We start from the raw sequence: 23,253 nt of genomic DNA on the forward strand, positions 1-23,253 counted from the left end.
ATTTTAGTAAAGCCACGATAGACGGCCAAAGCCCTCACGACCTTGGTCCCGCCCGGCAGCCGGGCCGCGCCCCGGAGCCCCGGGTTCATGACTCGTCTCGCGTTGGCGGCGTACCGCCGCCCCGACCGATACGAAGCCAGCGCGTTCCGTGCTCCTGACGCCGTGGCGCGCGCTAACCGTCGCAGTTCGAGCTCATGATGAAATCCGCATCTCTCGCGATCGTCGGTCGTTCATGCCGGCTCCCCGGCGCGAACGACGTCGACGCATTCTGGCGATTGCTCGCCGACGGGCGCTGCGCGGTCACCGAAGTTCCTGAAGACCGTTGGGGTCACGCGCGTTATTTGCATCCGCGCAAGGGCGAGCTCGGCAAGACCTACACCTTCGCAGCCGGCGTGCTGGACGACATCTGGGGCTTCGATCCCGCAGCGTTCGGCATCAGCCCGCGCGAGGCCGAACAGATGGACCCGCAGCAGCGCCTGTCGCTGCAGCTCGTCTGGGAGGCTCTCGAGGACGCCGGCATTCCGCCCTCCTCGATCGCGGGATCGGAAACCGGCGTCTATGTCGGCACCTCGTCCCTCGACTACGGCAACCGCATCGTTTTCGATCCGGCGTCCGCCGACGCCTACTTCGCGACCGGAAACACGCTCTCGATCGTATCAAATCGTATTTCGTACATTTACGATCTGCATGGGCCCAGCTACACGGTCGACACCGCCTGCTCGTCCTCGCTGGTCGCCCTCAACGAGGCGGTCGCGGCGCTCAAGGCCGGCCGCATTGACCGCGCTATCGTGGTCGGCGTTTCGATCCTCGCCAGCCCGATGCCTTTCGTCATGTTCGCGCAGGCGACCATGCTGTCGCCGCGCGGCCGCTGCCACGCCTTCGACGCCAGCGGCGACGGCTATGTCCGCGCCGAGGGCGGCGTCGCGATCGTGCTGGAGCGCGCCGACATCGCGCGCGCCGCGAAGCGCCCAATGCGCCTGATGATCGCCGCCTCCGGAGTCAACTCGGACGGCCGCACCGTCGGCATGTCGCTGCCCTCCTCCGACGCGCAGCTCGGCCTGCTCGAGCGCGTCTATGCCGACGCCGGGATCGACCCCGACAGCCTCGCCTTCATCGAGGCGCACGGCACAGGCACCCGCGTCGGCGATCCGGCGGAAGCGAGCGCGATCGGCGCCGCCATCAAGCGTCGCACGGTCGGCCCGCTGCCGATCGGCTCGGTGAAGACCAATGTCGGCCATCTCGAGCCCGCCTCCGGCCTCGTCGGCCTGCTGAAGGCGGACCTTGCGCTCGAGCACGATCTGTTCCCGGCGACCCTGCACGTCACCGAGCTCAACCCGGACATCGCCTTCGACGAGCTGAAGCTGCACGTTGCGACCGAGGCCGTGAAGCTGCCGCGCGGCGCCAAGCCCCGCTACGCCGGCGTGAACTCGTTCGGCTTCGGCGGCACCAACGCGCACGTCATCGTCTGCGACCCGACCTCGGAGGATCGCGCCGGCCGCGCCGCCCCGCGCGTCGTGGAGGCGGAACGCCGCACGCCGATCCTCGCGCTCTCGGCGCGCTCCCGCGAGGCGCTGTCCCAGCTCGCCGGGACCTATTCAAAGCTGCTCGAGGGCCGCGACGCCGCCGGCGCCCGGCATATCGCGAAGAGCGTCGCCGCGACCCGCGACCTGCTCGCGCGCCGCGTCGTGCTCGAGAGCGACGATCCCTCCACCTGGGCCGCGACGCTCGCGGCGGTCGCCCAGGGCGGCGACGCCCAGGACGCGGCGATCGACCAGGCGGTCGGCCGCGACGTTCCGGTCGCCTTCGCCTTCTCCGGCAACGGCTCGCAATGGCCCGGCATGGGCCGGCGTCTGCACGCCACCAACGCCGCATTCCGCGCCAAGATCGAGGAAGTCGACAGGTATTTCCAGGCGATCGCCGGTTGGTCGATCGTCGAGCGGCTGTTCGCCGACGATCTCGCCGATCTCATGCGCCGCGCCGAGACGGCGCAGCCGCTGATGTTCGCGGTGCAGGTCGCCACCACGGCGGCGCTCGCGGCCGAAGGCCTCGTGCCCGATATGGTGCTCGGCCATTCCGTCGGCGAAGTCGCCGCCGCAGCCGCCTCGGGCGCGCTGTCGCTCGAGCAGGCCGTGCAGGTCGTTCATTCCCGCTCGATCCATCAGGAAGTCGCGTGGAAGGCCGGCATCATGGCCGCCGTCCTGCAGTCGCCTGACGAGGTGCGCGCGCTGATCCGCGACGGCGGGCACGAGACCATCGAGATCGCCGCCATCAACAGCGAGCGCTCGGTGACGATTTCGGGCTCCGAGACCGAAATCAAGGAGATGAGCCGTTTCGCCCGCACGCGCCGCGTGCCGGTACGGGTGCTCGACATCGACTATCCGTTCCACACCGGCCTGATCGACGCCGTGCGGGGTCCGCTGCTCGCCGACCTCGCGACGCTTCAGCCTGGGGTCGCCGCGCGGACCTTCGTCTCTAGCGTGCATGGCGCGCCAATCGACGGAACGCGGCTCGACGCCGACTATTGGTGGGAGAACGTGCGCCGTCCGGTGGCGTTCTCGGACGCCGTCGCCGCCGCGATCAAGGAAGGCGCGCGCGTCTTCGTCGAAATCGGGCCGAGGCCGGTTCTTCAGACCTATTTGTCCGACTGCGTCGCCGCGGCGGAAGTCACCGGCGGCGTGCTGTCCTGCGACGACCACGGTGCAGGCGAGCACGATCCCGTCCGCCGCGCCATTGCGCGCGTTGTCGCCAAGGGCGGTAAGGTCGACCGCGATCTCGCCTTCGGCAAGCTCGACGGCGCGGCGCTGCGGCTGCCGACCTACCCCTGGCAGAACGCGACCTTCCGGGTCGGCGCTTCGGCCGAAGCGCAGTCCTTCTACCGCGGCCACGACCTCCACCCGCTGATCGGGGCGCGCCTGCGCGCCGATTCCGACGAGTGGACCGTCCATCTCGATCCCGAACTATCGCCGCTGATCGCCGACCACCGCGTTTCCGGCCGCGTCATCGTGCCGGGCGCTGCGCTCGCCGAAATGGCGCTCGCCGCGGGTCGCGCCTGGCTGGGCGCCGAAGTCGTCGAGCTTTCGGACTTCGAGATCCCGCACGCGCTGACGCTCGACCCGGACCAGGTCACCGAGGTCAAGACGCGGATTTCGCCGGAGAGCCGCACGGTCGAGATTCTCAGCCGCCCGCGCCTGCGGGATGACGGCTGGATCGTTCATGCGAGCGGCCGCATCTCGGCCCCGCCGACCATCGTTACCTCTGTTCCCGCGACGCCCGCCAAGGAAGGCGAGATCTTTGAGGCCGCCGGCCTCTACGCCCAGGCGCTGACCCACGGGCTGGACTTCGGCCCAGGCTTCCAGGTCGTCGACCACGTCGTGCGCTACGGCCCGGACCGTCTGTCGGTGCGCCTCCGTCCCGAGGCCGACCGCAAGGGCGCCCGCGACGCGCGCTACGGCCTGCATCCCGCGGATTTCGACTCGTGCTTCCACTCGCTGCTGACGCTGTTCGGCGCGCATGGCGATCGGCCTGACGTCACCTATCTGCCGATGCGCTTCGGCTCGCTCCGGCTTCTGAAGCCCGGCGCGACCATCGCCGGCGCCGAGATCGTGGTGCGCCGCCTGTCGCCGCGCTCGATCGACGCGACCTTCACGCTGGTCGACGACGCCGGCGCGGTCATCGCCGTGCTCGCCGACGCGCGCTTCCGCGCCGTGACGCTTACCCGCCGCACCCCGCTCGAGCGCCTGTCCTATTATTACGAGCCGGCGCTAGTCGGCCAAGGCGTCGGGGCCGAGGACGCGGATCCCTTCACAGCCCAGACGCTCTCGGCCCGCGCAGCCGAACTCGAGCTCACCGGCGAGAGCGAGCGGCCCGAAGACGATCTGCTGCTCGAAGCCTTTTCCGTGGCGCTCGCTCACCAAGCGCTGGCCGGCCTGTTCGGCCGCAAGCGCGAGGCCGTGCTCGGCGCGCTCGTGAACAAGGGCAGGCTCCACGCCGAAGCCGTTCCGCTCGCGAACAGCCTGCTGTCGCTGCTCGAACATCAGGGGCATGCGACGCTTGCGGGCGAGACCTGGACGCTGGCGGCCAAGACCGGCCTGCCCTCGCCGGCCGAGATCCTGCGCACGGTGATCGCCGATTATCCGGATCGCGGCGCGGAATGCGTGCTCGCGACGCGAAGCATCACGCTGCTGCCGCGCGTGCTGAAGGACGGTCCGCTGCCAAAGGCTTATGGCTCGGCGACCCTCTCGCATGCCGGGGGCGCCTCGCCGCTCACCGCCTCCAGCGCCGACGCCATCGCGGCGATCGCCGCGGACATCGTCGCCGCCGCTCCCACCGATCGGCCGATCCGCATTCTTGAGATCGCGGCGGGCTCCGGCGCGCTGACACGCCGCCTCGTCGCACTCGCCGAGGATGCGCGCGTCACGCTCGCCGTGTCCGATCCGGATGCGACGGTCGCAGAGCGCCTGCGCTTCGCGTTCGCCTCGCTGCCGAACCTCTCGGTCGAGCAGTTCGACCCGCGCGTCGACGCGCCGGACGAGAGCCGCTTCGATCTCGTGGTCGGCTCCCTCGCCTGGGGTTCCGCGCTCGCCTCGCATGACGCGGTACGCCGGCTTGCGGCTCGCGTCGCGGACGGCGGCGTCCTGGCGCTCGGCGCGCTCGCGCCGACCCCATTCCTCGACGTCGTGTTCGGCGCGCAGGCCGACTGGTTCGAGCGCTCGGCCTCGGAGGAGTTTCCGATCGGGGGCGCGCGGTCTGCGTCGGACTGGGCCGCCGATCTGGGCGAGGCCCGCCTATCAGACCATGTCGTCGCCCCGCTCGCCGGCGCCCGGTCGCCCGCGAACCTCGTGCTCGCAGCCAAACGCCGCCGCACGTCGGCGGAGGAGGCGCACGCCGAAGCGCGCCCCGTCGTGTTCGTCAGCGAAGCGGTCGGCGCGTCTGAAGGCCTGGCCCTTTCGGCGCTGCATGCGATCGAAGCGCTCGGCCGCAAGGTCACTGTGAAGGAGACGCCGGCGCGTAACGGCCACGCCATCGAATGGGGCGGCGCGGTCGATCTCGGCCTTGTCGCTCCCGCGAAGAACGCGACCGCGCCGTCCGCCGACATCGTCGCCGTGTTCGACCAGGGCGTTGGCGCGCTGTCCTCGATCACCACCGAGCGCTCCGGCCGCCTGCTCTCGCTCGCCCGCGCGGCGCATGACTTCTCGGCCCGGCTTTGGGTGATCGCGCCCGGCAGCCTCGCCGGCACGTTCGACAAGGGCGTCGACCGCCCTGAGCAGGCGGCGCTCGCCGGCTTCCTGCGCGTCGTGCGCAACGAGCTTCGCGGCGTCGACATCCGTCTCGTCGATGTCTCCGTCGACCTCGGCGAAGACGCCGCCGGCGCCGCCATCGCGGCCGAGATCGCGGCCGCGCGGCCGGATCTGGAGATCGCGGTGACCGCCGATGGGATCATCGCGCCGCGCCTGCGGCCGGGACTGCCCGAGTTCTCGCTCGACGACGGGGCCGAGTCAGGCCCGCTGGCGGCGGTGCTGGAGATTGGCAAGGAAGGCGGGCTCGACGACCTCGGCTGGCGCGCCGCGCCGGCTTTGGAGCCGGGCGCGGGCGAAGTCGCGATCGACGTCTCCGCCGTCGGCCTCAACTTCCGCGACGTGATGTGGGCGCTCGGCCTGCTGCCCGAAGAGGCGCTGGAGGACGGCTTCGCCGGCCCCGGCCTCGGCATCGAATGCGCCGGCGTGGTCAGCGCGGTCGGCCCTGGCGTCACCCGCTACAAGGAAGGCGACCGCGTGGTGGCCTTCGCGTCCGGCGCCTTTGCCTCGCGCGTCGTGACCTCCGAGATCGCGGTCGCGCCGCTGCCGGATTCGATCAGCTTCGAAGAAGGCGCGACGATTCCGGTCTGCTTCCTCACGGCCTATTACGCGCTCCACCACCTTGCGCAGATCCGCAAGGGCGAGTGGGTGCTGATCCATGGCGGCGCTGGCGGCGTGGGCCTGGCCGCGCTCCAGATCGCGCTGTGGCGCGGGGCAAAGGTCATCGCGACCGCGGGCTCCGATGAGAAGCGCGACCTCCTGCGCGCGCTCGGCGCGACGCATGTGCTGTCGAGCCGCAGCCTCGAATTCGTCGACGAGGTGAAGGCCATCACCGGAGGTGAGGGCGTCGACGTCGTGCTGAACTCGCTGTTCGGCGAAGCGATGGAGCGTTCGCTCAGCGTGCTGCGCCCGTTCGGCCGCTTCCTCGAACTCGGCAAGCGCGACTACTACGCCAACTCGCGCCTCGGTCTGCGCCCCTTCCGCCGCAACATCAGCTATTTCGGCATCGACGCCGACCAGTTGCTGATCCACCGTGGCGACCTCGGCCAGCGCCTGTTCGGCGAATGCATGAAGCTGTTCGGCAAGGGCGTGTTCGCGCCGCTGCCCTACCGCGCCTATGAGGCCGGCGAGATCCGCGACGCCTTCCGGCTGATGCAGCAGTCCGGCCATGTCGGCAAGATCGTGGTGCGGCCGCTTCCTGCGGATGCGCTCGGCGAGGCCACGCCGCCAACGTTCCGCGCGGCCGAGGGCGTCCACGTCATGGTCGGCGGCCTCGGCGGCTTCGGCCTCGCGACCGCCGAATGGCTAGTCGCGAACGGCGCGACCAAGCTCGCGCTCATCGGCCGCTCGGGCGCATCGAGCGAAGCCGCGAAGGCGGGCGTCGCTCGACTCGAAGCGGCGGGCGCCAAGGTCAAGGTGTTCGCCGTCGACGCGGCGGACGAGGCAGCGCTCGCAAAGGCGCTCGACGAGACGCGGGCGGGGCTCGGTCCGATCGGCGGCGCCTGGAACGTCGCGATGGTGCTCAACGACGCGCTGCTCGCCAACCTCGACGAGGCGCGCTTCAACGAGACGCTGCGGCCGAAGATCGACGGCGCTTATGCGCTCGACAAGCTGACCCGCAAGGACCCGGTGAAGCAGTTCGTGGTCTATTCCTCGGCGACGACGCTGATCGGCAATCCCGGTCAAGCGAACTACGTCGCGGCGAACATGTGGCTCGAAAGCCTGATGCGCGTCCGCCGCGCGGAGGGCCTTCCAGGCCTCGCGATCGCCTGGGGCGCGCTCGGCGACGTCGGCTATCTCGCCCGGACCGGCGACGTGAAGGAGAAGATCCAGAAGCGTCTCGGCTTCGCGACCCTTTCCGGCGATGAAGCGCTCGAGGGCCTCGGCCGCGTGCTGGCGCATGACGACCTGCGACTGGAGACCGCGGTCGTCGCCATCGCGCCGCTCGATTGGGCCGGGGCGCGCCGCGACCTCGCCTATCTCGCCTCGCCGATGTTCGCCCAGGTGCTGGCGGGCGCCGAGATGGGACCGCAGGACGCGGTGGAACAGATCGACCTGGCGGCGCTTGTAAGGGGTAAGGACGCGCGGGAAGCGCGCGACATCGTCTCCGAAATCCTTGCGGGCGAGGTCGGGCGAATCCTCAAGCTGCCGGCGAAGGAAATCTCGCCTCAGCGGCCGCTCGCCGAACTTGGCATGGACTCGCTGATGGGACTGGAGCTGCGGATGAGCGTGGAGCGGCGCTTCGACATCGAGCTGCCGTTGGTCGCGATCGGCGATTCCACGACGCTGACCACCATCGCCCAGTCGATCGTCTCCCGAATCCACGAGCCGGACGCGCAGGGCGACGCAGGTTCGGTCAACGCCGATCTCGTCAACCGCCATATCGGCGACGACGTAAACCATGCCGACCTCGCCGAGTTCAGCGAAAAGGTCGAGGCTCGCCGCGCCACGCTTGGGCACGTCACTCGATGAGCGGACGCCGCGGCATCGGGGCGCTCTCGCGCACCGCGAAAGACGGCATCCTCGGCGCGTTACGCACCGGACCGAAGTCCGACGCGCCGGCGCGACCGGACACTGCGAGCGGCGGCCAGGCGCTACGCGCCAAACCGAAACGCGGGGACCGCTTCGCGGACCTCGCCGAACTGAAGGACCTCAAGACCCAGCAGGCGGTCGCCGACCTGCTCGGCGTGCCGAACCCGTTCTTCCGGCTGCATGACGGCATCGCCGGGGCGACGACGCATATCGACGGCCGGACCGACATCAATTTCGCGTCCTACAATTATCTTGGCCTGAACGGCCATCCCGAGGTCTCGGCCCGAGCAAAGGCTGCGATCGACCATTACGGGGTCTCGGTCTCGGCAAGCCGGGTGGTCGCGGGCGAACGGCCGATCCACCGCGAGCTCGAAGCCCGCATCGCCAAGTATTACGGCGTCGAGGCCGCGGTCGCCTTCGTGTCAGGCCACGCCACCAACGTCGCCGCCATCGGCCATCTGATGCGGCCGAAGGACCTGATCGTCTACGACTCGCTGGCGCACAACTCGATCGTGGTCGGCGCGAACCTTTCCGGCGCGACGCGGCGGATGTTCCCGCACAACGACATCGATGCGCTCGAAGAGATCCTCATCAAGCACGCGCACGACCATGACCGCGTGCTCGTCGCGGTCGAGGGCCTGTACTCGATGGACGGCGACTTCCCCGACCTTAAGCGGATCGTGCGCTTGCGCGAGCGCTACGGTTTCTGGCTGATGGTCGACGAGGCTCATTCCCTTGGCGTGCTCGGCGATACCGGCGGCGGCATCGCGCAGGAATGCGGCGTCGACCCGTTGGACATCGACATCTGGATGGGCACGCTATCAAAGACGCTGTCGGGCTGCGGCGGCTTCATCGCCGGTTCGGGCTCGCTGGTCGAGTTCCTGAAGTTCACGGCGCCGGGCTTCGTCTATTCCGTCGGCATGCCGCCCGCGGTCGCTGCCGCGGCCATCGGCTGCTTCGACCTGCTGGAGCGCGAGCCCGAGCGCGTGGCGAAGCTCCGCGCGAACGGAGAACGTTTCGTGGCCAAAGCCCGGGAGCTTGGCCTCGACGTTGGCGACGCCACCGGGCGCGCTATTGTTCCCGTCATGGTTGGAGACTCGCTTCGCGCCGTGCATCTGTCGAACAAGCTGCTGGAGCGCGGCGTCAACGCCTTGCCGATCGTACATCCCGCGGTGCCGGAGCGTTCGGCGCGGATCCGCTTCTTCATCACCTCCGATCATTCGTTCGAGCAGATCGACGAGGCGGTGACGGTGACGGCGGAAGAACACGCGGCGCTCGCCAAGGCCGGCTTCGGCATCAAGATGGTGGCGACGCTTGCCAAGGCCACTCGATCCAGCTGACGGCTTGCGCGCCGCCCCCCAAGTCATCGATGCGGTCGAGATCAGGCCTGTAGCGTCCCGGCGCGATATCGAGCCGTTCTGGCGCGCAGCGCTCGTGGCGCAGGGCGACGATCCCGCCTTCACGCCGCCGCTGCTGAAGGAGACCTACGAAGTCCTGACGCCCGGCCGCACGCCGTTTGCACGCGAGAACGACGGCATGGCCTGGACGGCGTTCCGCGCCGGCCGGCCGGTCGGCCGCATCTACGCCGTGCGCAATGCGGCGCATCTCGCCCGCCACGGCGACGGCGCGGCGCAGTTCGGCTTTCTCGAAGCAATCGACGACGATGTCGTCTGGAACGCGCTGTTCGCGACCGTCGCTGATTTCGCGCGCACACGGGGGTTGACCCGCCTGCGCGGGCCCTTCAGCGCGTCGATCAACCACGAATGCGGGCTGATGGTCGGGGGCTACGGCGAGCGCGCCACCACTCACACCAACTACGCTCCCTCGTTTTACGCGCGCCAGCTCGAGCGTCTTGGCTTCGCCGGCGTCAAGGATATCGTCGGCTATGAGGGAAGCCTGTCGGAAAGCCGCCTGCCCGAGCGCGTCGCCGCGATCCGCGGCAAATGGCCAGGGTCGGCCGACCTCACGCTGCGCCCTGCGCAGGGAGCGGCGGCGGTGGCGGAGCTGAACTCCGTCTACAACGACGCCTGGGCTGATAATTGGGGCGCCGTCCCGGTCTCCGACGAGGAGGCGAGCTTCCTTGCCGGCCTCGCGCAGCAGATCCTGCCGGCGGACTGGTCGACGCTCGCCGACTGGAAGGGCCAGCCGATCGGCGCGCTAGTGATGGCCCCAGACCTTAACGAGGCCGTGCGGGACCTCAAAGGACGCCTCGTCCCCTTCGGCTGGGCGAAGCTGCTGTGGCGGCTCAACGTCTCCGGCGTGTCGCGCGCCCGCGTGCCGGTCATCGGCGTGCGACGCGCGTGGCGCGGCACCCGTGTCGGCGCTATGGCGGCCGCCGTTCTGCTCGCTGACGCCGTCGAGAAGGCGCGCAAGGCGGGGTGCGCCCGGCTCGAAGTGAGCTGGATGCTCGAGGACAACAATCCAATCCTCAACCTCGTGCGCAGCATGCCGGCGAGCCGGACCAAGGTCTGGCGCATTTATGAGAAGGCGCTCTGAGGGGCGTGGCCGCGGCATGTTTCCTCAGAAGAATTATTTTTTCCAACTCGATTGACGTCGCCTACCGCGGCCGATAGCGTCCGGTTCACAGGCCTCAGGGCCAGCCACCCGGACCGGAGCCGTCACGCGATGTGCGGGATCGTCGGACTTTTCATCAAGGACAAGGCGCTCGAGCCGAAGCTTGGCGAGATGCTGAGCCAGATGCTCGAAGTGATGACGGATCGCGGTCCGGACTCGGCGGGCTTCGCCGTCTACGGCGCGAGTGAGCCCGGTCGTGTGAAGCTGACGCTGCGCGCCTCCGAGGGCTACGATTTCGCCGGGCTCAAGGACAAGCTCGGCGGCTCCTCGACGCTGATCGAGCGCGAGACGCACGCGGTGCTGTCCGTGCCCGAGGCCGAGGTCGACGCGGTGAAGACCCGCATTGCCGAGGTCGCGCCTGAGGTGACCGTCGTCGGCTCCGGCGCCCGCATGGAGCTCTATAAGGAAGTCGGCCTCCCGCGCGACGTCGCCGGACGTTTCAAGCTGTCGGAGATGTCGGGCAGCCACGGCATCGGCCACACGCGCATGGCGACCGAAAGCGCGGTGACGACCAACGGCGCGCATCCGTTTTCAACGGGCGACGACCAGTGCCTCGTCCATAACGGCTCGCTCTCGAACCACCGCGGCGTGCGCCGCGAACTCGAGCGCCAGGGCGTCTCGCTCAAGACCGACAATGACAGCGAAGTCGCCGCCGGCTACCTGACCTGGCGCATGAACGAGGGCCGGTCGCTCGGCGAGGCCCTCGAGGATTCGCTCGGCGACCTCGACGGCTTCTACACCTTCGTGGTCGGCACAGAATCCGGTTTCGGCGTGTTGCGCGATCCGATCGCCTGCAAGCCCGCGGTCATGGCCGAGACCGACCAGTACGTGGCCTTCGGCTCCGAATATCGCGCGCTCGCCGGTCTGCCCGGCATCGAGAACGCGCGCGTGTGGGAGCCCGAGCCCGCTAAGGCCTACTTCTGGGACCGCAAGGCTGCCTGAAAACAAGAACTAAGGGGGACGCCGTCTCATGAACGCGGGCACGCAATCCCATGCGGTCGATCTGTCAAACTCGACCGTGCGCGAGCTTAATACGGCGCTTCACGCGCTGAAGGCCGGATCGAACGCTTCGCTTTGGCGGGTGACGAACCCGGGCGGTCTGCATGCGATCGCCGCCGGCCTCGACGCTCCCATCACCGTCGAGGTCGATGGGCCGGTGGGCTATTACTGCGGCGGCATGAACAAGCAGGCGACGGTCCTCGTGAAGGGATCGGCCGGCGTCGGCGTCGCCGAGAACATGATGTCCGGCCTCGTCGAGGTCGAGGGCGACGCCAGTCAGGCCGCGGGCGCGACCGCCCATGGCGGCACGCTGATCATCGGCGGCAACGCGGCGGCGCGCTGCGGCATCTCGATGAAGGGCATCGACATCGTCGTGAAGGGCTCCGTCGGCCACATGTCGGCCTTCATGGCGCAGGCCGGCACGCTCACCGTGTTCGGCGACGCGGGCGAAGCGCTCGGCGACTCGATCTACGAAGCGCGGCTCTATGTGCGGGGCTCGGTGAAGAGCCTCGGCGCGGACTGCATCGAGAAGGAGATGCGCGACGAGCACAAGGCGCAGCTCTTCGAGCGCTTCAAGCTCGCGGGCGTCGAAGGCCAGATCGATCCGTCCGAGTTCAAGCGCTACGGCTCCGCCCGCACGCTCTATCATTTCCACGTCGACAACGCGTCGGCCTACTGAGGGCTTCGCAGTGAACGAGCACATGAAGCCCCCCGCGGCGCCGCGCACCCTGCCGCGCGAATCCGCAACCTTTGACGCCTACACGCTGTCGGAGATCCGCCGCGCGGCGGCCACCGGCATCTACGACATCCGCGGCGCGGGCGCGAAGCGCAAGCTGCCGCATTTCGACGACCTCCTGTTCCTCGGCGCCTCGATGTCGCGCTATCCCCTCGAAGGCTATCGCGAGAAGTGCTCGACCGAAGTCGTGCTCGGCACGCGCTTCGCGAAAAAGCCGATCGAGCTCAAGATCCCGATCACGATCGCCGGCATGAGCTTCGGCTCGTTGTCGGGTCCGGCCAAGGAGGCGCTCGGCCGCGGCGCTTCCGCCATGGGCACCTCGACGACCACCGGCGACGGCGGCATGACGCAAGAGGAGCGCGGGCATTCGACCAAGCTCGTCTACCAGTACCTACCCTCCCGCTACGGCATGAACCCCGACGACATCCGCAAGGCGGACGCGATCGAGGTCGTGGTCGGCCAGGGAGCGAAGCCCGGCGGCGGCGGCATGCTGCTCGGCCAGAAGATTTCTCCGCGCGTCGCCAAGATGCGCACCCTGCCCGAGGGCATCGACCAGCGCTCCGCCTGCCGCCACCCCGACTGGACCGGCCCGGACGACCTCGAGATCAAGATCGAGGAATTGCGCGAGATCACCGACTGGGAGAAGCCGATCTACGTGAAGGTCGGCGCAGCGAGGCCCTATTATGACACCGCGCTCGCGGTGAAGGCCGGCGCCGACGTCGTGGTGGTCGACGGCATGCAGGGCGGCACCGCCGCTACGCAGGAAGTGTTCATCGAGAATGTCGGCATCCCCACGCTCGCGGCCGTTCGACAGGCGGTGAAGGCGCTGCAGGATCTCGGCATGCACCGCAAGGTGCAACTGATCGTCTCCGGCGGCATCCGCAACGGCGCCGACGTCGCCAAGGCGCTGGCGCTCGGCGCAGACGCGGTGGCGATCGGCACGGCGGCGCTGATCGCGCTCGGCGACAACGACCCGCAGTGGGAAGGCGAGTACGAGAAGCTCGGCACGCGCGCCGGCGCCTATGACGACTGGCACGAGGGTCGCGACCCCGCCGGCATCACCACGCAGGACCCTGAGCTCATGAAGCGGCTCGACCCGGTTCTCGCCGGTCGCCGGCTCGCGAACTACCTCGCGGTGATGACGCTCGAGGCGCAGACGATCGCCCGCGCCTGCGGCAAAAGCCACGTGCATAATCTCGAGCCGGAAGATCTGGTGGCGCTCACCATCGAGGCCGCCGCCATGGCCCAGGTGCCGCTGGCCGGGACGGATTGGATCCCGGGGCAGACGGGCCGGTTCTGACGACAGGCGTCTATGGCGTCATCCCGGACGGCCGGAGGCTCGGCCGGGATCGTCGTCCGGACGAGGCGCCATTTTCTGACGACGATCCCCGGCTCGCGGCTCAAGGCCTCGGCGGGGATGACGAGCTTTGAGACGGGGGAAGAAAATGGCGTCTGATCTTGCGAAGGCCGCGAAGGATCGCGGGATCAAGTATTTCCTGATCTCCTACACCGACTTGTTCGGCTCGCAGCGCGCGAAGCTCGTACCGGCCGCGGCGATCGCCGGCATGCAGAGATCCGGCGCCGGCTTCGCCGGCTTCGCGACCTGGCTCGACATGAGCCCGTCCGACAGCGACCTGTTCGCCAAGCCCGATCCGGAAAGCCTGATCCAGCTGCCGTGGAAGCCCGAAGTCGGCTGGCTAGCGGCCGATCTCTGGATGGACGGCAAGGAGGTCGACCACGCGCCGCGCAATCTGCTGAAGCGGCTCATCGGCAAGGCCGGCGACCGCGGCTGGGAGATGAAGTCGGGCGTCGAGTGCGAGTTCTTCCTTACCACTGCCGACGGTCAGGCGATCAGCGACGCCTCGGACACGCAGGAGAAGCCCTGCTACGACCAGCAGGCGCTGATGCGGCGCTACGACGTCATCACCGAAATCTGCGACGCGATGCTCGCGCTCGGCTGGGGCCCGTACCAGAACGACCATGAGGACGCCAACGGCCAGTTCGAGATGAACTGGAACTTCGGTCCGGCGCTGCGGACCGCCGACCAGCACACGTTCTTCAAGTTCATGACGAAATCCATCGCCGAGAAGCATGGGTTGCGCGCGACCTTTATGCCGAAGCCGTTCATGAACCTGACCGGCTCCGGCTGTCACGCGCATGTCTCGCTCTGGAAAGACGACAAGGCGCTGTTCGAGGACGACGGCGGCGAACTCGGCGTCTCCGCGCTCGGCTACAGCTTCATCGGCGGCCTGATCCACAACGCGGACGCGATCTGCGCGATGACCAATCCGACCGTGAACTCCTACAAGCGCATCAACGCGCCGCGGACCACCTCGGGCGCGACCTGGGCGCCGAACTCTGTGACCTATACCGGCAACAACCGCACCCACATGATCCGGATCCCCGATCCCGGTCGCTTCGAGTTCCGCCTGCCCGACGGCGCCGCGAACCCCTATCTGCTGCAGGCGGCGCTGCTCGCGGCCGGCCTCGACGGCATCGACAACAAGCGCGATCCCGGCGAGCGGCTCGACATCAACATGTATGTCGACGGCCACACGGTGAAGGACTGCAAGAAGCTTCCGCTCAACCTGTTCGACGCGCTGAAGGCTTTCGAGGCGTCGACCGTGCTCAAGGAGCAACTCGGCGAGGAGTTCGTCACCGCTTTCTCCAAGCTGAAAACGGTTGAATGGAACGCCTATGCCCGTCACCTCACGCAGTGGGAGCGAGACAACACGCTCGACTGCTGAGCATCTGCGAAGGCGCCCTGAAATCAGGCGCCGCGCTCCCGTTTTGCAACGTGGGGTCTGCAGATGCTCAAAGCCTCCGCCAAGCAAGGCCGCCCCTACGCCGGGCGGCCTTTTTTATTACCTGCGGTAGGGGGCGAAATACGATCGCTTGCATGCCAAAGGCTGAATAGCGGCGCCGAGAGCGTGTTTAACTCGGTCGAAGCCACAGCATCTTCTTCAAAGATTCAAGGCGATTTCGACGGATGAGAGTCCACCGTTGCTGAGGTAATGATTGCTAAAGGTTTTCTTCAGGACGGCGACTTTTCTCAGTTATTATCTTACCTGGGCCTTATACTGAGTGTGGTAATTTCGCATCTCTAGCTGCGATCATGTCGTTCGCCTAAAAATCAGGCTCGACTTCCAACCCCCGTGGGCTGATTTTTACGTTCAACCGCCTGAGTGTACTTACGAATCGGGGAACTGATATGAAGAAGCTTGCCGGACTTGCCCTTTCAACGCTGATGAGCGTCTCGGCTGTGTCCATGATCTCGGGCGCCGCAATCGCCGCAGACCTGCCCGTCGCCGAGCCGGCGATGGAAGTCGTTCCGGCCTGGGACGTCGCGTTCGGCGTCGCCGGCGTGACTGATTATCGCTACCGCGGCATCACGAACTCCGCCAAGGGCGCGGCGGTCCAGGGCTACGCCGAGTTGCAGACCGACTGGTTCTACATCGGCAGCTGGGGTTCGAGCGTTTCGTTCCCGACCCGCCTCGGCCTGAGCGATCCGGCGGCCGAAGTCGACCTCTACGGCGGCTTCCGTCACACCTGGGACGCCTTCACGCTCGACGTCGGCGCGCTGTACTACTACTACCCGAAAGAGACCGGCTTCAACACCGACTACTGGGAATTCAAGGCTCTGCCGAGCTACGCCTTCGGCGACTTCGGCTCGATCACCTTCAACGCCTGGTACTCGCGCGACTACGCCAACACCGGTCAGGACGAGATCTACCTCTCGCTCGCTCCGAAGGTTAACATCCCGGTTTCCGCGTTCCCCGACATCGCGTTCTATGTCTCCGGCGAAATCGGGAAGCAGTGGTACTACAACGCCAAGAACGGCGCTCGTCCGGCAAATGATTACTGGACCTACAACGTCGGCGGCGGCATGACCTATAAGGCCATGACCCTGGACGTTCGTTACAGCGACACCGATCTGAGCAAGAACGAGTGCGACTTCAACACCGGCGTTCGCAACTGGTGCGGCAGCGCGGTTGTCGGCAAGATCGCCTTCGACACCTCGTTCAACAAGATCAAGTAAGCTTCGGCCGAATGACCTTCTGATCGCGAACGCCGCGCTCGAAAGAGCGCGGCGTTTTCTTTTGTGCGGGATCGCTCGATGGCGATTGCTTCGCTCAGCCCTTCAGCCTGGCGTTGCACTGCGCATAGTAGCCGCCGCCCTTCTCGATCCAGCGCAGGCCGGTCGCGCCGGCCGCCTTGTTCGCTCGATACTGGTCCACGCACGTGTGCATGCGCGCACGGCCCGGGGTCTCACTGGCGTATTTCGCCGAGACTTCCCTAGGGAAGACCGGGGCGCTCGATGCGGGCGTAGAGACGTTGGCGCCGGCTGCCGCCGCTCCGGATTTGGCGTCGCCGGTCTTGACGGCCGGCTTCGACGCCGCCGCCGCAGCAGGCTGGCCAGCATCCGGGTCGACCGCTTTCGCCTCGTCGGCCGGCGCATCTTCGTCGCCGCCGCATTGAGCCTTGCGGAAGTCCGCCCACTTTAAGTCCTTCAGCGAGCCGTCCTTCTTGGCCGCCTGATATTTTGCGCCGCATTCCTTCATCGTCAGCGCCGACGCAGGCGATGCGGCGGCGAACGCCGCGACGATTGCCACGGTGGAGAAAAGCCCGATCTGCGCCTTCATTGCATGTCCTCCCGGAAGCGCGTCGATCACGCGCGCGTCAAAGATCGATCCCGGATTGCGGCGCGGCTACGGCGGGAGCGAAAAGTCTTTCGGCTATGGCGGCCGTCGAACGAACCCGCCTCGGCTTTGAGGGCGCAAAGAAAAGGGCGAGCCCCGAAGGACCCGCCCTGCTGTTTCACAGCGACATGTTCTCAGAAGAAGCCGAGCTTCTTCGCGGAGTAGCTGACCAGCATGTTCTTGGTCTGCTGGTAGTGGTCGAGCATCATCTTGTGATTCTCGCGCCCGATGCCGGACTGCTTGTAGCCGCCGAACGCCGCGTGGGCGGGATAGGCGTGATAGCAGTTGGTCCAGACGCGGCCGGCCTGGATGCCCCGACCGAAGCGGTAGGCTCGCGTCCCGTCGCGTGTCCACACACCGGCGCCGAGGCCGTAGAGCGTGTCGTTCGCCTGAGACAACGCGTCGGCCTCGTCCTTGAAGGTCGCGACCGAGAGCACGGGCCCAAAGATTTCCTCCTGGAAGATCCGCATCTTGTTGTGGCCCTTGAACACGGTCGGCTTGACGTAGAAGCCGCCGCCGAGATCGCCCTCCAGCTCGTTCTTGCCGCCGCCGGCGAGCACTTCCGCGCCTTCCTGCTTGCCGATGTCAATGTAGCTCAGGATCTTCTCGAGCTGCTCGCTCGATGCCTGCGCGCCGACCATGGTGGACGGATCGAGCGGGTTGCCCAGCTTGATCGCGTTCACCCGTCCGATCGCCTTCTCCATAAAGCGATCGTAGATGCTTTCCTGGATGAGAGCGCGGCTCGGGCAGGTGCAGACCTCGCCCTGGTTCAGCGCGAACATCACGAAGCCCTCGACCGCCTTGTCGAAGAAGTCGTCGTCCTCCGCCGTCACGTCGGAGAAGAAGATGTTCGGCGACTTGCCGCCGAGCTCCAGCGTCACCGGGATCAGGTTCTGGCTGGCGTACTGCATGATCAGGCGGCCGGTCGTGGTCTCGCCGGTGAAGGCGATCTTCGCGATCCGGGGCGAGGAGGCGAGCGGCTTGCCGCATTCCAGGCCAAAGCCGTTGACGACGTTCAGCACGCCGTCCGGCAGGATGCCGTCGATCAGCTCCAACAGAACCATGATCGAGGCGGGAGTCTGCTCGGCCGGCTTCAGGACGATGCAATTGCCCGCGGCGAGCGCCGGGGCGAGCTTCCAGACCGCCATCAGGATCGGGAAGTTCCACGGGATGATCTGGCCGACGACCCCGAGCGGCTCGTGGAAGTGGTAGGCGACCGTGTCGTGGTCGATCTCTGACAGCGCGCCTTCCTGAGCGCGGATGCAACCCGCGAAGTAGCGGAAATGGTCGATCGCGAGCGGAATGTCGGCCGCCATGGTTTCGCGGATCGGCTTGCCATTATCCCAGGTCTCAGCGGTCGCGATGACGTCGAGATTTTCCTCCATGACGTCAGCGATCTTGTTCAGCATCTTGGCGCGCTCGGCGGCGCTGGTTCGGCCCCAGGCGTCCTTAGCCTTGTGCGCGGCGTCGAGAGCGAGATCGACGTCCTCCTTCTGCGAGCGGGCGATCTCGCAGATCTTCTGGCCCGTGATCGGGCTGGTGTTCTCGAAGTAGCGGCCGCCGACGGGCGCTACGAACTTGCCGCCGATGAAGTTGTCGTAGCGCTCCTTGAAGGGCGCGCGGGTGAAGGCTTCCATCCGTTCCGGCTTGTTCATGACGTTTCTCCCTGAATTCGTCGTTCGCGCCGTCGTCGCAGCGTTCGTGCCAAGGACGGCCGCTGACGCGTCGCCGTTTGCTGCGTCGCGGGAAGTCGTTGTGCGGGCAAGACCGGCGAGCGACGGCCCGACGGCTCTCCGATAGCTGCCATGGACTCAGTCTTCGTTTGGGTGAAAGAGTGTCGCAACCCGCGACATTCGTCGCTGCGACACTGGTCGCACCGTGAGACGCAGGGACGAGACTGCCATGGCGACTGCGCTGATTTCCGACCTCACCAGGGCCCGCCGAGACTTCTTCGACCGCGGGGCGGAGCCGATCGGCCTGCGCGAGCCCATTCTCCGATCGTGGCGCCGCTGCGCCGAGCGCGGCCTCGACGCTCATGGCGAGCCAGCGATCGAGCCGCTCGGCCAATCGGGCCTGCGGGAGCTCAAGGAGCGCAACGAAAGGCTGATCCGCCTATCCCGCCCTCAACTCGAGATGCTGGCGGGCGAAGCGCACGACGTCGGAGGGCTCGTGATCCTCAGCGATGGCGCAGGCTCGGTGCTCGACGCGCTCGGCGACGCCGACTTCGGCGCCAAGGCCGCGAACGTCGCGCTCAAGCCAGGCGTGCGTTGGGCGGAAGCCGCGACCGGCACCAACGCGATCGGCGCCGCGCTACTGGAGCGTCGCGGGGTCGAGGTGCGCGGGGCGGAGCATTTCTTCGACAGCCATCGCATTCTCGCCTGCGCGGCGGCGCCGATCTTCGATCCGTTCGGCGGGATGGTCGGCGCGCTCGATCTGTCTTCGGCCGCGGGCGGCCCCTACCCGCCGCCGCTCCAGCTCGTCCGTCTCGGGGTCGACCGCATCGAGCATGGCATGTTCGCGGAGGGCTTTTCCGGCTGCGAGATCGTCCGGCTGCACGCAGACCGCGCCATGCTCGGCAGCCCCCAAGAAGGCGTGCTGGTGTTCGACAGCGCCCGGCTGGTCGCGGCCAACAGGCACGGTCTGGCTCTGATGGGACTCGACTGGACGGCGCTTGGCGGCCGCTCTTTCGGCGATCTGTTCGACGGCGTCGCGAAGGGCGGCATGATCCGCGGCCGCAGCGGCGGGTCGCTCCACATCGTCGAGCCGGAGGCGGCGAAGCTTCATCCGGTTCGGGGGCCGGAGCGCGATCACGCGGGAGCGCCCGATCCCGTGTTCGAGCCTGCGACGCTCGCCGACCTCGCCCGCGCCGTGCGGCTCGTCGACGGCGACGTGCCGGTGCTGATCCAGGGCGAGACTGGTTCGGGCAAGGAGATGTTCGCCCGCGCCGTCCATGCCCGTAGCGCGCGGGGATCCAAGCCTTTCATCGCCGTGAACTGCGCGGCGCTGCCGGAGGGGCTGATCGAGGCCGAGCTGTTCGGCTACGAGCACGGCGCCTTCACAGGCGCGCGGCGCGCGGGCTCCAAGGGTCTTCTCCGGGAGGCCGACGGCGGCGTGCTGTTCCTCGACGAGATCGGCGACATGCCCGTGCTGCTGCAGGCGCGGCTCTTACGGGTGGTGCAAGACCGCGCGGTGACGCCGCTTGGCGGGGGAAGGCCGATCCCGCTCGACATCCGCCTGATCTGCGCGACCCATCGCGATCTCGACGGGCTGGTCGGCGCGGAGGCCTTCCGATCCGACCTCTATTTCAGGCTGGCGCAGTTCACCTTCGTGCTGCCGCCGCTGAGGGCCGCCGCCGACCGGATCGCGACCATAGAGGCGGTGTGGGACGGCATGGCCCGCGACGGGCGCCGACTCGGCCGCGAAGCGCTTGAGACGATGGCCGCTCATGACTGGCCGGGCAACCACCGAGAACTCGCTGGGGTGCTCAAGGCGATGATCGCGCTGTCCGAGGCCGGCGAGACGCTCGGACCGGACTGCCTGCCGGCAAGCGTGCGTAGTGCAGCTCCCGAGACGCCGGCGACGCCGCCGTCGAAGCTCGAGAGCCTGGCCCGCGCGGCGATGCTGGCCGCGATCGACGATTGCGGCGGCAACGTCGCCGCCGCCGCGCGCCGACTGGGGGTCAGCCGAAGCACACTGTATCGTCGGGCGCTGGGCCGCGACTGAACGGGGACGCCCGCCCTGATTGCGCCAGCGCAACGCGAGGCGGCGGACCTTGCGGGGTCGTTATCGCGGCGATGATCTCCATATCGCGTTCAGCTTGCGTGACGGCCGCCGTCGCTCGGCGCGCAGGCTGGCAATCAAGGAGCCATTCCGATGAGCGATTTCAACGCATCCGCGTCCGGGCAGTTCACGCTCGGTGACCATACCTTCAACCGTCTCGGCTACGGCGCGATGCGCATCACCGGCGACGGGATCTGGGGCGAGCCGAAAGATCGCGACGAAGCGCTGAAGACTCTGCGCCGCCTGCCGGAGCTCGGCGTCAACTTCATCGACACCGCCGACAGCTACGGCCCCTTCGTCAGCGAGGACCTCATTCGCGAGGCCCTGCGTCCCTATGAGGGCTTGACGATCGCCACCAAAGGCGGGCTGACCCGCCATGGCCCGCAGATCTGGCAGCCGGTCGGGCGCCCGGAATATTTGCGCCAGTGCGTGCTGATGAGCCTTCGCCGGCTCGGCGTCGAGCAGATCGATCTCTGGCAGCTCCATCGCATCGACCCGAAGGTCCCGCGCGACGAACAGTTCGGCGTTATCGCCGATATGCAGAAGGAGGGGCTGATCGCCCATGCCGGCCTGAGCGAAGTCTCTGTCGAGGAGATCGGCGCCGCGCAGAAGCACTTCACCGTCGCCACCGTCCAGAACCGCTACAACCTCGTCGACCGCACCAGCGAGGAGGTCCTCGACTTCTGCGAGGCCAAGGGCATCGGCTTCATCCCGTGGTTCCCGCTCGCAGCCGGCGATCTCGCCAAGCCCGGCTCGGTGCTCGACACGATCGCCAAGGCCCACGGCGCCTCGCCGAGCCAGGTCGCGCTCTCCTGGGTGCTGAAGCGCAGCCCCGTGATGCTGCCGATCCCCGGCACGGGTAAGGTCTCGCATCTCGAGGAGAACGTCGCGGCAGTGAACGTCACGCTGACCGACGCCGACTTCCACGCGCTCGATGACCAGGGCAAGGCGGCGTTCAAGAAGGCGGCTTGATCGCGGCGCTCCAACATCCCGCATGCGCTGGCGCAACGGCGCAGGCGGGAACGTCTTATCCTTTGAACGGTTCTTAAGTCGGCAGCCGCCCGATGGGGCGGCCGCCAGACCCCGCGCCGTGCTCGAAGGAGAAGCGTAGTGGCCGCAGCAGCGCCGGACGGCTTCGCCGTCACGATTACGATCAATGGCGAGCCGCGCTCGCTGACCATTCCTCCCTCCACTACCCTGCTCGACCTCCTGCGCGAGCGGCTCGATCTGACCGGCGCCAAGAAGGGCTGCGATCAGGGCCAGTGCGGCGCGTGCACCGTGCTCGTGAACGGCCGCCGGGTGAATTCCTGCCTCCAGCTCGCCGTGATGAACGACGGCGCGGAGGTGACCACCATCGAAGGCCTCGGCCAGCCCGGAAGCCTGCACCCGCTGCAAGAGGCTTTCGTCGCGCACGACGCCTTCCAGTGCGGCTACTGCACGCCCGGCCAGATCTGCTCCGCGGTCGGCATGATGAGCGAAGGCCACGCCAAGACCGAGCCTGAAATCCGCGAGCTGATGAGCGGCAACCTCTGCCGCTGCGGCGCCTACAGCAACATCGTCGACGCCATCGAGGACGTGATGGGTTCGGCCGCCGTGCGGGAGGCCGCGGAATGATGAACTTCAGCTACACCCGCGCTGAGACTATCGCCGATGCCGTCGCCGCGGTGGCCGGCGACCCGGACGCCCGCTTCATCGCTGGCGGCACCAATCTCGTCGACCTCATGAAGTACGACGTGATGAAGCCGGGCCGGCTCGTCGATATTACGCGGCTGCCGCTCAGGGAGATCGAAGCGACCGATGGCGGTGGGCTGAAGATCGGCGCGCTCGTGCCGAATTCGGACCTCGCCTATGACCAGCGGATCCAGCGGGATTATCCGCTTCTTTCGAGCGCGATCCTTGCTGGCGCTTCGGCGCAGCTGAGGAATGCGGCGACCACCGGCGGCAACCTGATCCAGCGCACGCGCTGCTACTATTTCTACGACGTCGCGACGCCCTGCAACAAACGCGAGCCCGGCTCGGGCTGCTCGGCGAAGACGGGCGTGAACCGCATCCACGCGATCCTCGGGACGAGCGACGCGTGCATCGCGACCCACCCGTCCGACATGTGCGTCGCGCTCGCGGCGCTGGAGGCGGTGGTGCATGTCGAGGGGCCAGACGGTCAACGGACGATCGCCTTCGCCGACTTCCATCGCCTGCCTGGCGACGAGCCGCAGTACGACAACACGCTCGCGCATGGCGAGATGGTGACTGCCGTCGAGCTGCCGGCGCCGCGCTTTGGCCAGAACCACACCTACCTCAAGCTCCGCGACCGCCTGTCCTACGCCTTCGCGCTGGTCTCGGTCGCAGCGGCGATCGAGATGGACGGCGACGTGATCGGCGAGACGCGGGTCGCGCTCGGCGGCGTGGCTCACAAGCCGTGGCGTGTTCCGGAGGCGGAGGCGCTGCTCAAGGGCAAGTTCGCCACCAGAGAGCTGTTCGGCGAAGTGGCGGACAGACTGCTCCAAGGCGCGAAGGGGTTCGGCGATAACGACTTCAAGATCGAGCTCGCCCGCCGCGCGGTCGTCCGGGCGCTGACCCAGGCCGCCGCGGGCGCGCCGCAGGTTCAGTCCAACAAGATCGTGAACTGAGGAGGCGCGCC

General features: G+C 67.8%; 14 protein-coding genes. 12 read left to right on the forward strand and 2 right to left on the reverse strand.

Annotated elements, in window-relative coordinates:
• Window positions 1-197 precede the first annotated feature (197 nt).
• The 8 genes from EYR15_RS14780 to EYR15_RS14815 all read left to right on the forward strand — a co-directional run bounded on the left by EYR15_RS14780 (window position 198) and on the right by EYR15_RS14815 (window position 16,174).
• Window positions 198-7,766 (forward strand): type I polyketide synthase, encoded by a 7,569-nt coding sequence (locus tag EYR15_RS14780; RefSeq protein ID WP_245498339.1) that lies wholly within the window; start codon window positions 198-200, stop codon window positions 7,764-7,766.
• Window positions 7,763-9,166 carry an aminotransferase class I/II-fold pyridoxal phosphate-dependent enzyme gene (locus tag EYR15_RS14785; RefSeq protein WP_131004341.1) on the forward strand — a complete coding sequence of 468 codons (1,404 nt, stop codon included), beginning with the start codon at window positions 7,763-7,765 and terminating at the stop codon, window positions 9,164-9,166. Before EYR15_RS14780 ends, EYR15_RS14785 begins: the two co-directional genes overlap by 4 nt.
• Window positions 9,167-9,170: 4 nt before the next feature.
• Entirely contained in the window at window positions 9,171-10,322 is a 1,152-nt protein-coding gene (locus EYR15_RS14790) for a hypothetical protein (protein ID WP_131004342.1), read from the forward strand.
• Between the two features lie 129 nt (window positions 10,323-10,451).
• A complete protein-coding gene (locus EYR15_RS14795; protein ID WP_131004343.1) occupies window positions 10,452-11,342 on the forward strand; it encodes a class II glutamine amidotransferase in 891 nt (296 codons plus the stop codon).
• 28 nt (window positions 11,343-11,370) lie between these two features.
• Window positions 11,371-12,078 carry a GltB/FmdC/FwdC-like GXGXG domain-containing protein gene (locus EYR15_RS14800; protein ID WP_131004344.1) on the forward strand — a complete coding sequence of 236 codons (708 nt, stop codon included), beginning with the start codon at window positions 11,371-11,373 and terminating at the stop codon, window positions 12,076-12,078.
• Between the two features lie 22 nt (window positions 12,079-12,100).
• Entirely contained in the window at window positions 12,101-13,435 is a 1,335-nt protein-coding gene (locus tag EYR15_RS14805) for an FMN-binding glutamate synthase family protein (protein WP_131004345.1), read from the forward strand.
• Window positions 13,436-13,580: 145 nt separating this feature from the next.
• On the forward strand, window positions 13,581-14,882 hold the full coding sequence (glnT, locus tag EYR15_RS14810) for a type III glutamate--ammonia ligase (protein WP_131004346.1): 1,302 nt from the start codon (window positions 13,581-13,583) through the stop codon (window positions 14,880-14,882).
• Window positions 14,883-15,346: 464 nt separating this feature from the next.
• Window positions 15,347-16,174, forward strand: coding sequence for a TorF family putative porin (locus EYR15_RS14815; protein WP_131004347.1), 828 nt, complete (start codon window positions 15,347-15,349; stop codon window positions 16,172-16,174).
• Window positions 16,175-16,268: 94 nt separating this feature from the next.
• Here EYR15_RS14815 and EYR15_RS14820 read toward each other — a convergent pair whose 3' ends face one another.
• Together EYR15_RS14820 and adh are read right to left on the reverse strand one after the other, a co-directional pair.
• A complete protein-coding gene (locus EYR15_RS14820) occupies window positions 16,269-16,778 on the reverse strand; it encodes a hypothetical protein (protein WP_131004348.1) in 510 nt (169 codons plus the stop codon).
• Window positions 16,779-16,969: 191 nt separating this feature from the next.
• On the reverse strand, window positions 16,970-18,490 hold the full coding sequence (gene adh, locus EYR15_RS14825; protein WP_131004349.1) for an aldehyde dehydrogenase: 1,521 nt from the start codon (window positions 18,488-18,490) through the stop codon (window positions 16,970-16,972).
• Between the two features lie 247 nt (window positions 18,491-18,737).
• Here adh and EYR15_RS14830 point away from each other — a divergent pair, with 247 nt between their 5' ends.
• The 4 genes from EYR15_RS14830 (at window position 18,738) to EYR15_RS14845 (ending at window position 23,242) form a co-directional block, all read left to right on the forward strand.
• Window positions 18,738-20,558, forward strand: coding sequence for a sigma-54-dependent Fis family transcriptional regulator (locus EYR15_RS14830; protein ID WP_131004350.1), 1,821 nt, complete (start codon window positions 18,738-18,740; stop codon window positions 20,556-20,558).
• Between the two features lie 150 nt (window positions 20,559-20,708).
• A complete protein-coding gene (locus tag EYR15_RS14835) occupies window positions 20,709-21,587 on the forward strand; it encodes an aldo/keto reductase (RefSeq protein WP_131004351.1) in 879 nt (292 codons plus the stop codon).
• A gap of 138 nt (window positions 21,588-21,725) precedes the next feature.
• On the forward strand, window positions 21,726-22,229 hold the full coding sequence (locus tag EYR15_RS14840) for a (2Fe-2S)-binding protein (RefSeq protein WP_131004352.1): 504 nt from the start codon (window positions 21,726-21,728) through the stop codon (window positions 22,227-22,229).
• Entirely contained in the window at window positions 22,226-23,242 is a 1,017-nt protein-coding gene (locus EYR15_RS14845) for an FAD binding domain-containing protein (RefSeq protein WP_131004353.1), read from the forward strand. Before EYR15_RS14840 ends, EYR15_RS14845 begins: the two co-directional genes overlap by 4 nt.
• The last annotated feature ends 11 nt before the right edge of the window (window positions 23,243-23,253 follow it).

The sequence above is a fragment of the Hansschlegelia quercus genome (assembly GCF_004310425.1).
GTDB lineage: Bacteria > Pseudomonadota > Alphaproteobacteria > Rhizobiales > Methylopilaceae > Methylopila > Methylopila quercus.

What these genes read in the sequence shown, in the direction of transcription:
- EYR15_RS14845 (WP_131004353.1), top strand. Translation starts at nt 22,226, where the DNA reads ATGATGAACTTCAGCTACACCCGCGCTGAGACTATCGCCGATGCCGTC.
- adh (WP_131004349.1), bottom strand. Translation starts at nt 18,490, where the DNA reads ATGAACAAGCCGGAACGGATGGAAGCCTTCACCCGCGCGCCCTTCAAG.
- EYR15_RS14835 (WP_131004351.1), top strand. Translation starts at nt 20,709, where the DNA reads ATGAGCGATTTCAACGCATCCGCGTCCGGGCAGTTCACGCTCGGTGAC.
- EYR15_RS14780 (WP_245498339.1), top strand. Translation starts at nt 198, where the DNA reads ATGAAATCCGCATCTCTCGCGATCGTCGGTCGTTCATGCCGGCTCCCC.
- EYR15_RS14815 (WP_131004347.1), top strand. Translation starts at nt 15,347, where the DNA reads ATGAAGAAGCTTGCCGGACTTGCCCTTTCAACGCTGATGAGCGTCTCG.
- EYR15_RS14820 (WP_131004348.1), bottom strand. Translation starts at nt 16,778, where the DNA reads ATGAAGGCGCAGATCGGGCTTTTCTCCACCGTGGCAATCGTCGCGGCG.
- EYR15_RS14795 (WP_131004343.1), top strand. Translation starts at nt 10,452, where the DNA reads ATGTGCGGGATCGTCGGACTTTTCATCAAGGACAAGGCGCTCGAGCCG.
- EYR15_RS14830 (WP_131004350.1), top strand. Translation starts at nt 18,738, where the DNA reads ATGGCGACTGCGCTGATTTCCGACCTCACCAGGGCCCGCCGAGACTTC.
- EYR15_RS14805 (WP_131004345.1), top strand. Translation starts at nt 12,101, where the DNA reads ATGAAGCCCCCCGCGGCGCCGCGCACCCTGCCGCGCGAATCCGCAACC.
- EYR15_RS14800 (WP_131004344.1), top strand. Translation starts at nt 11,371, where the DNA reads ATGAACGCGGGCACGCAATCCCATGCGGTCGATCTGTCAAACTCGACC.
- EYR15_RS14785 (WP_131004341.1), top strand. Translation starts at nt 7,763, where the DNA reads ATGAGCGGACGCCGCGGCATCGGGGCGCTCTCGCGCACCGCGAAAGAC.
- glnT (WP_131004346.1), top strand. Translation starts at nt 13,581, where the DNA reads ATGGCGTCTGATCTTGCGAAGGCCGCGAAGGATCGCGGGATCAAGTAT.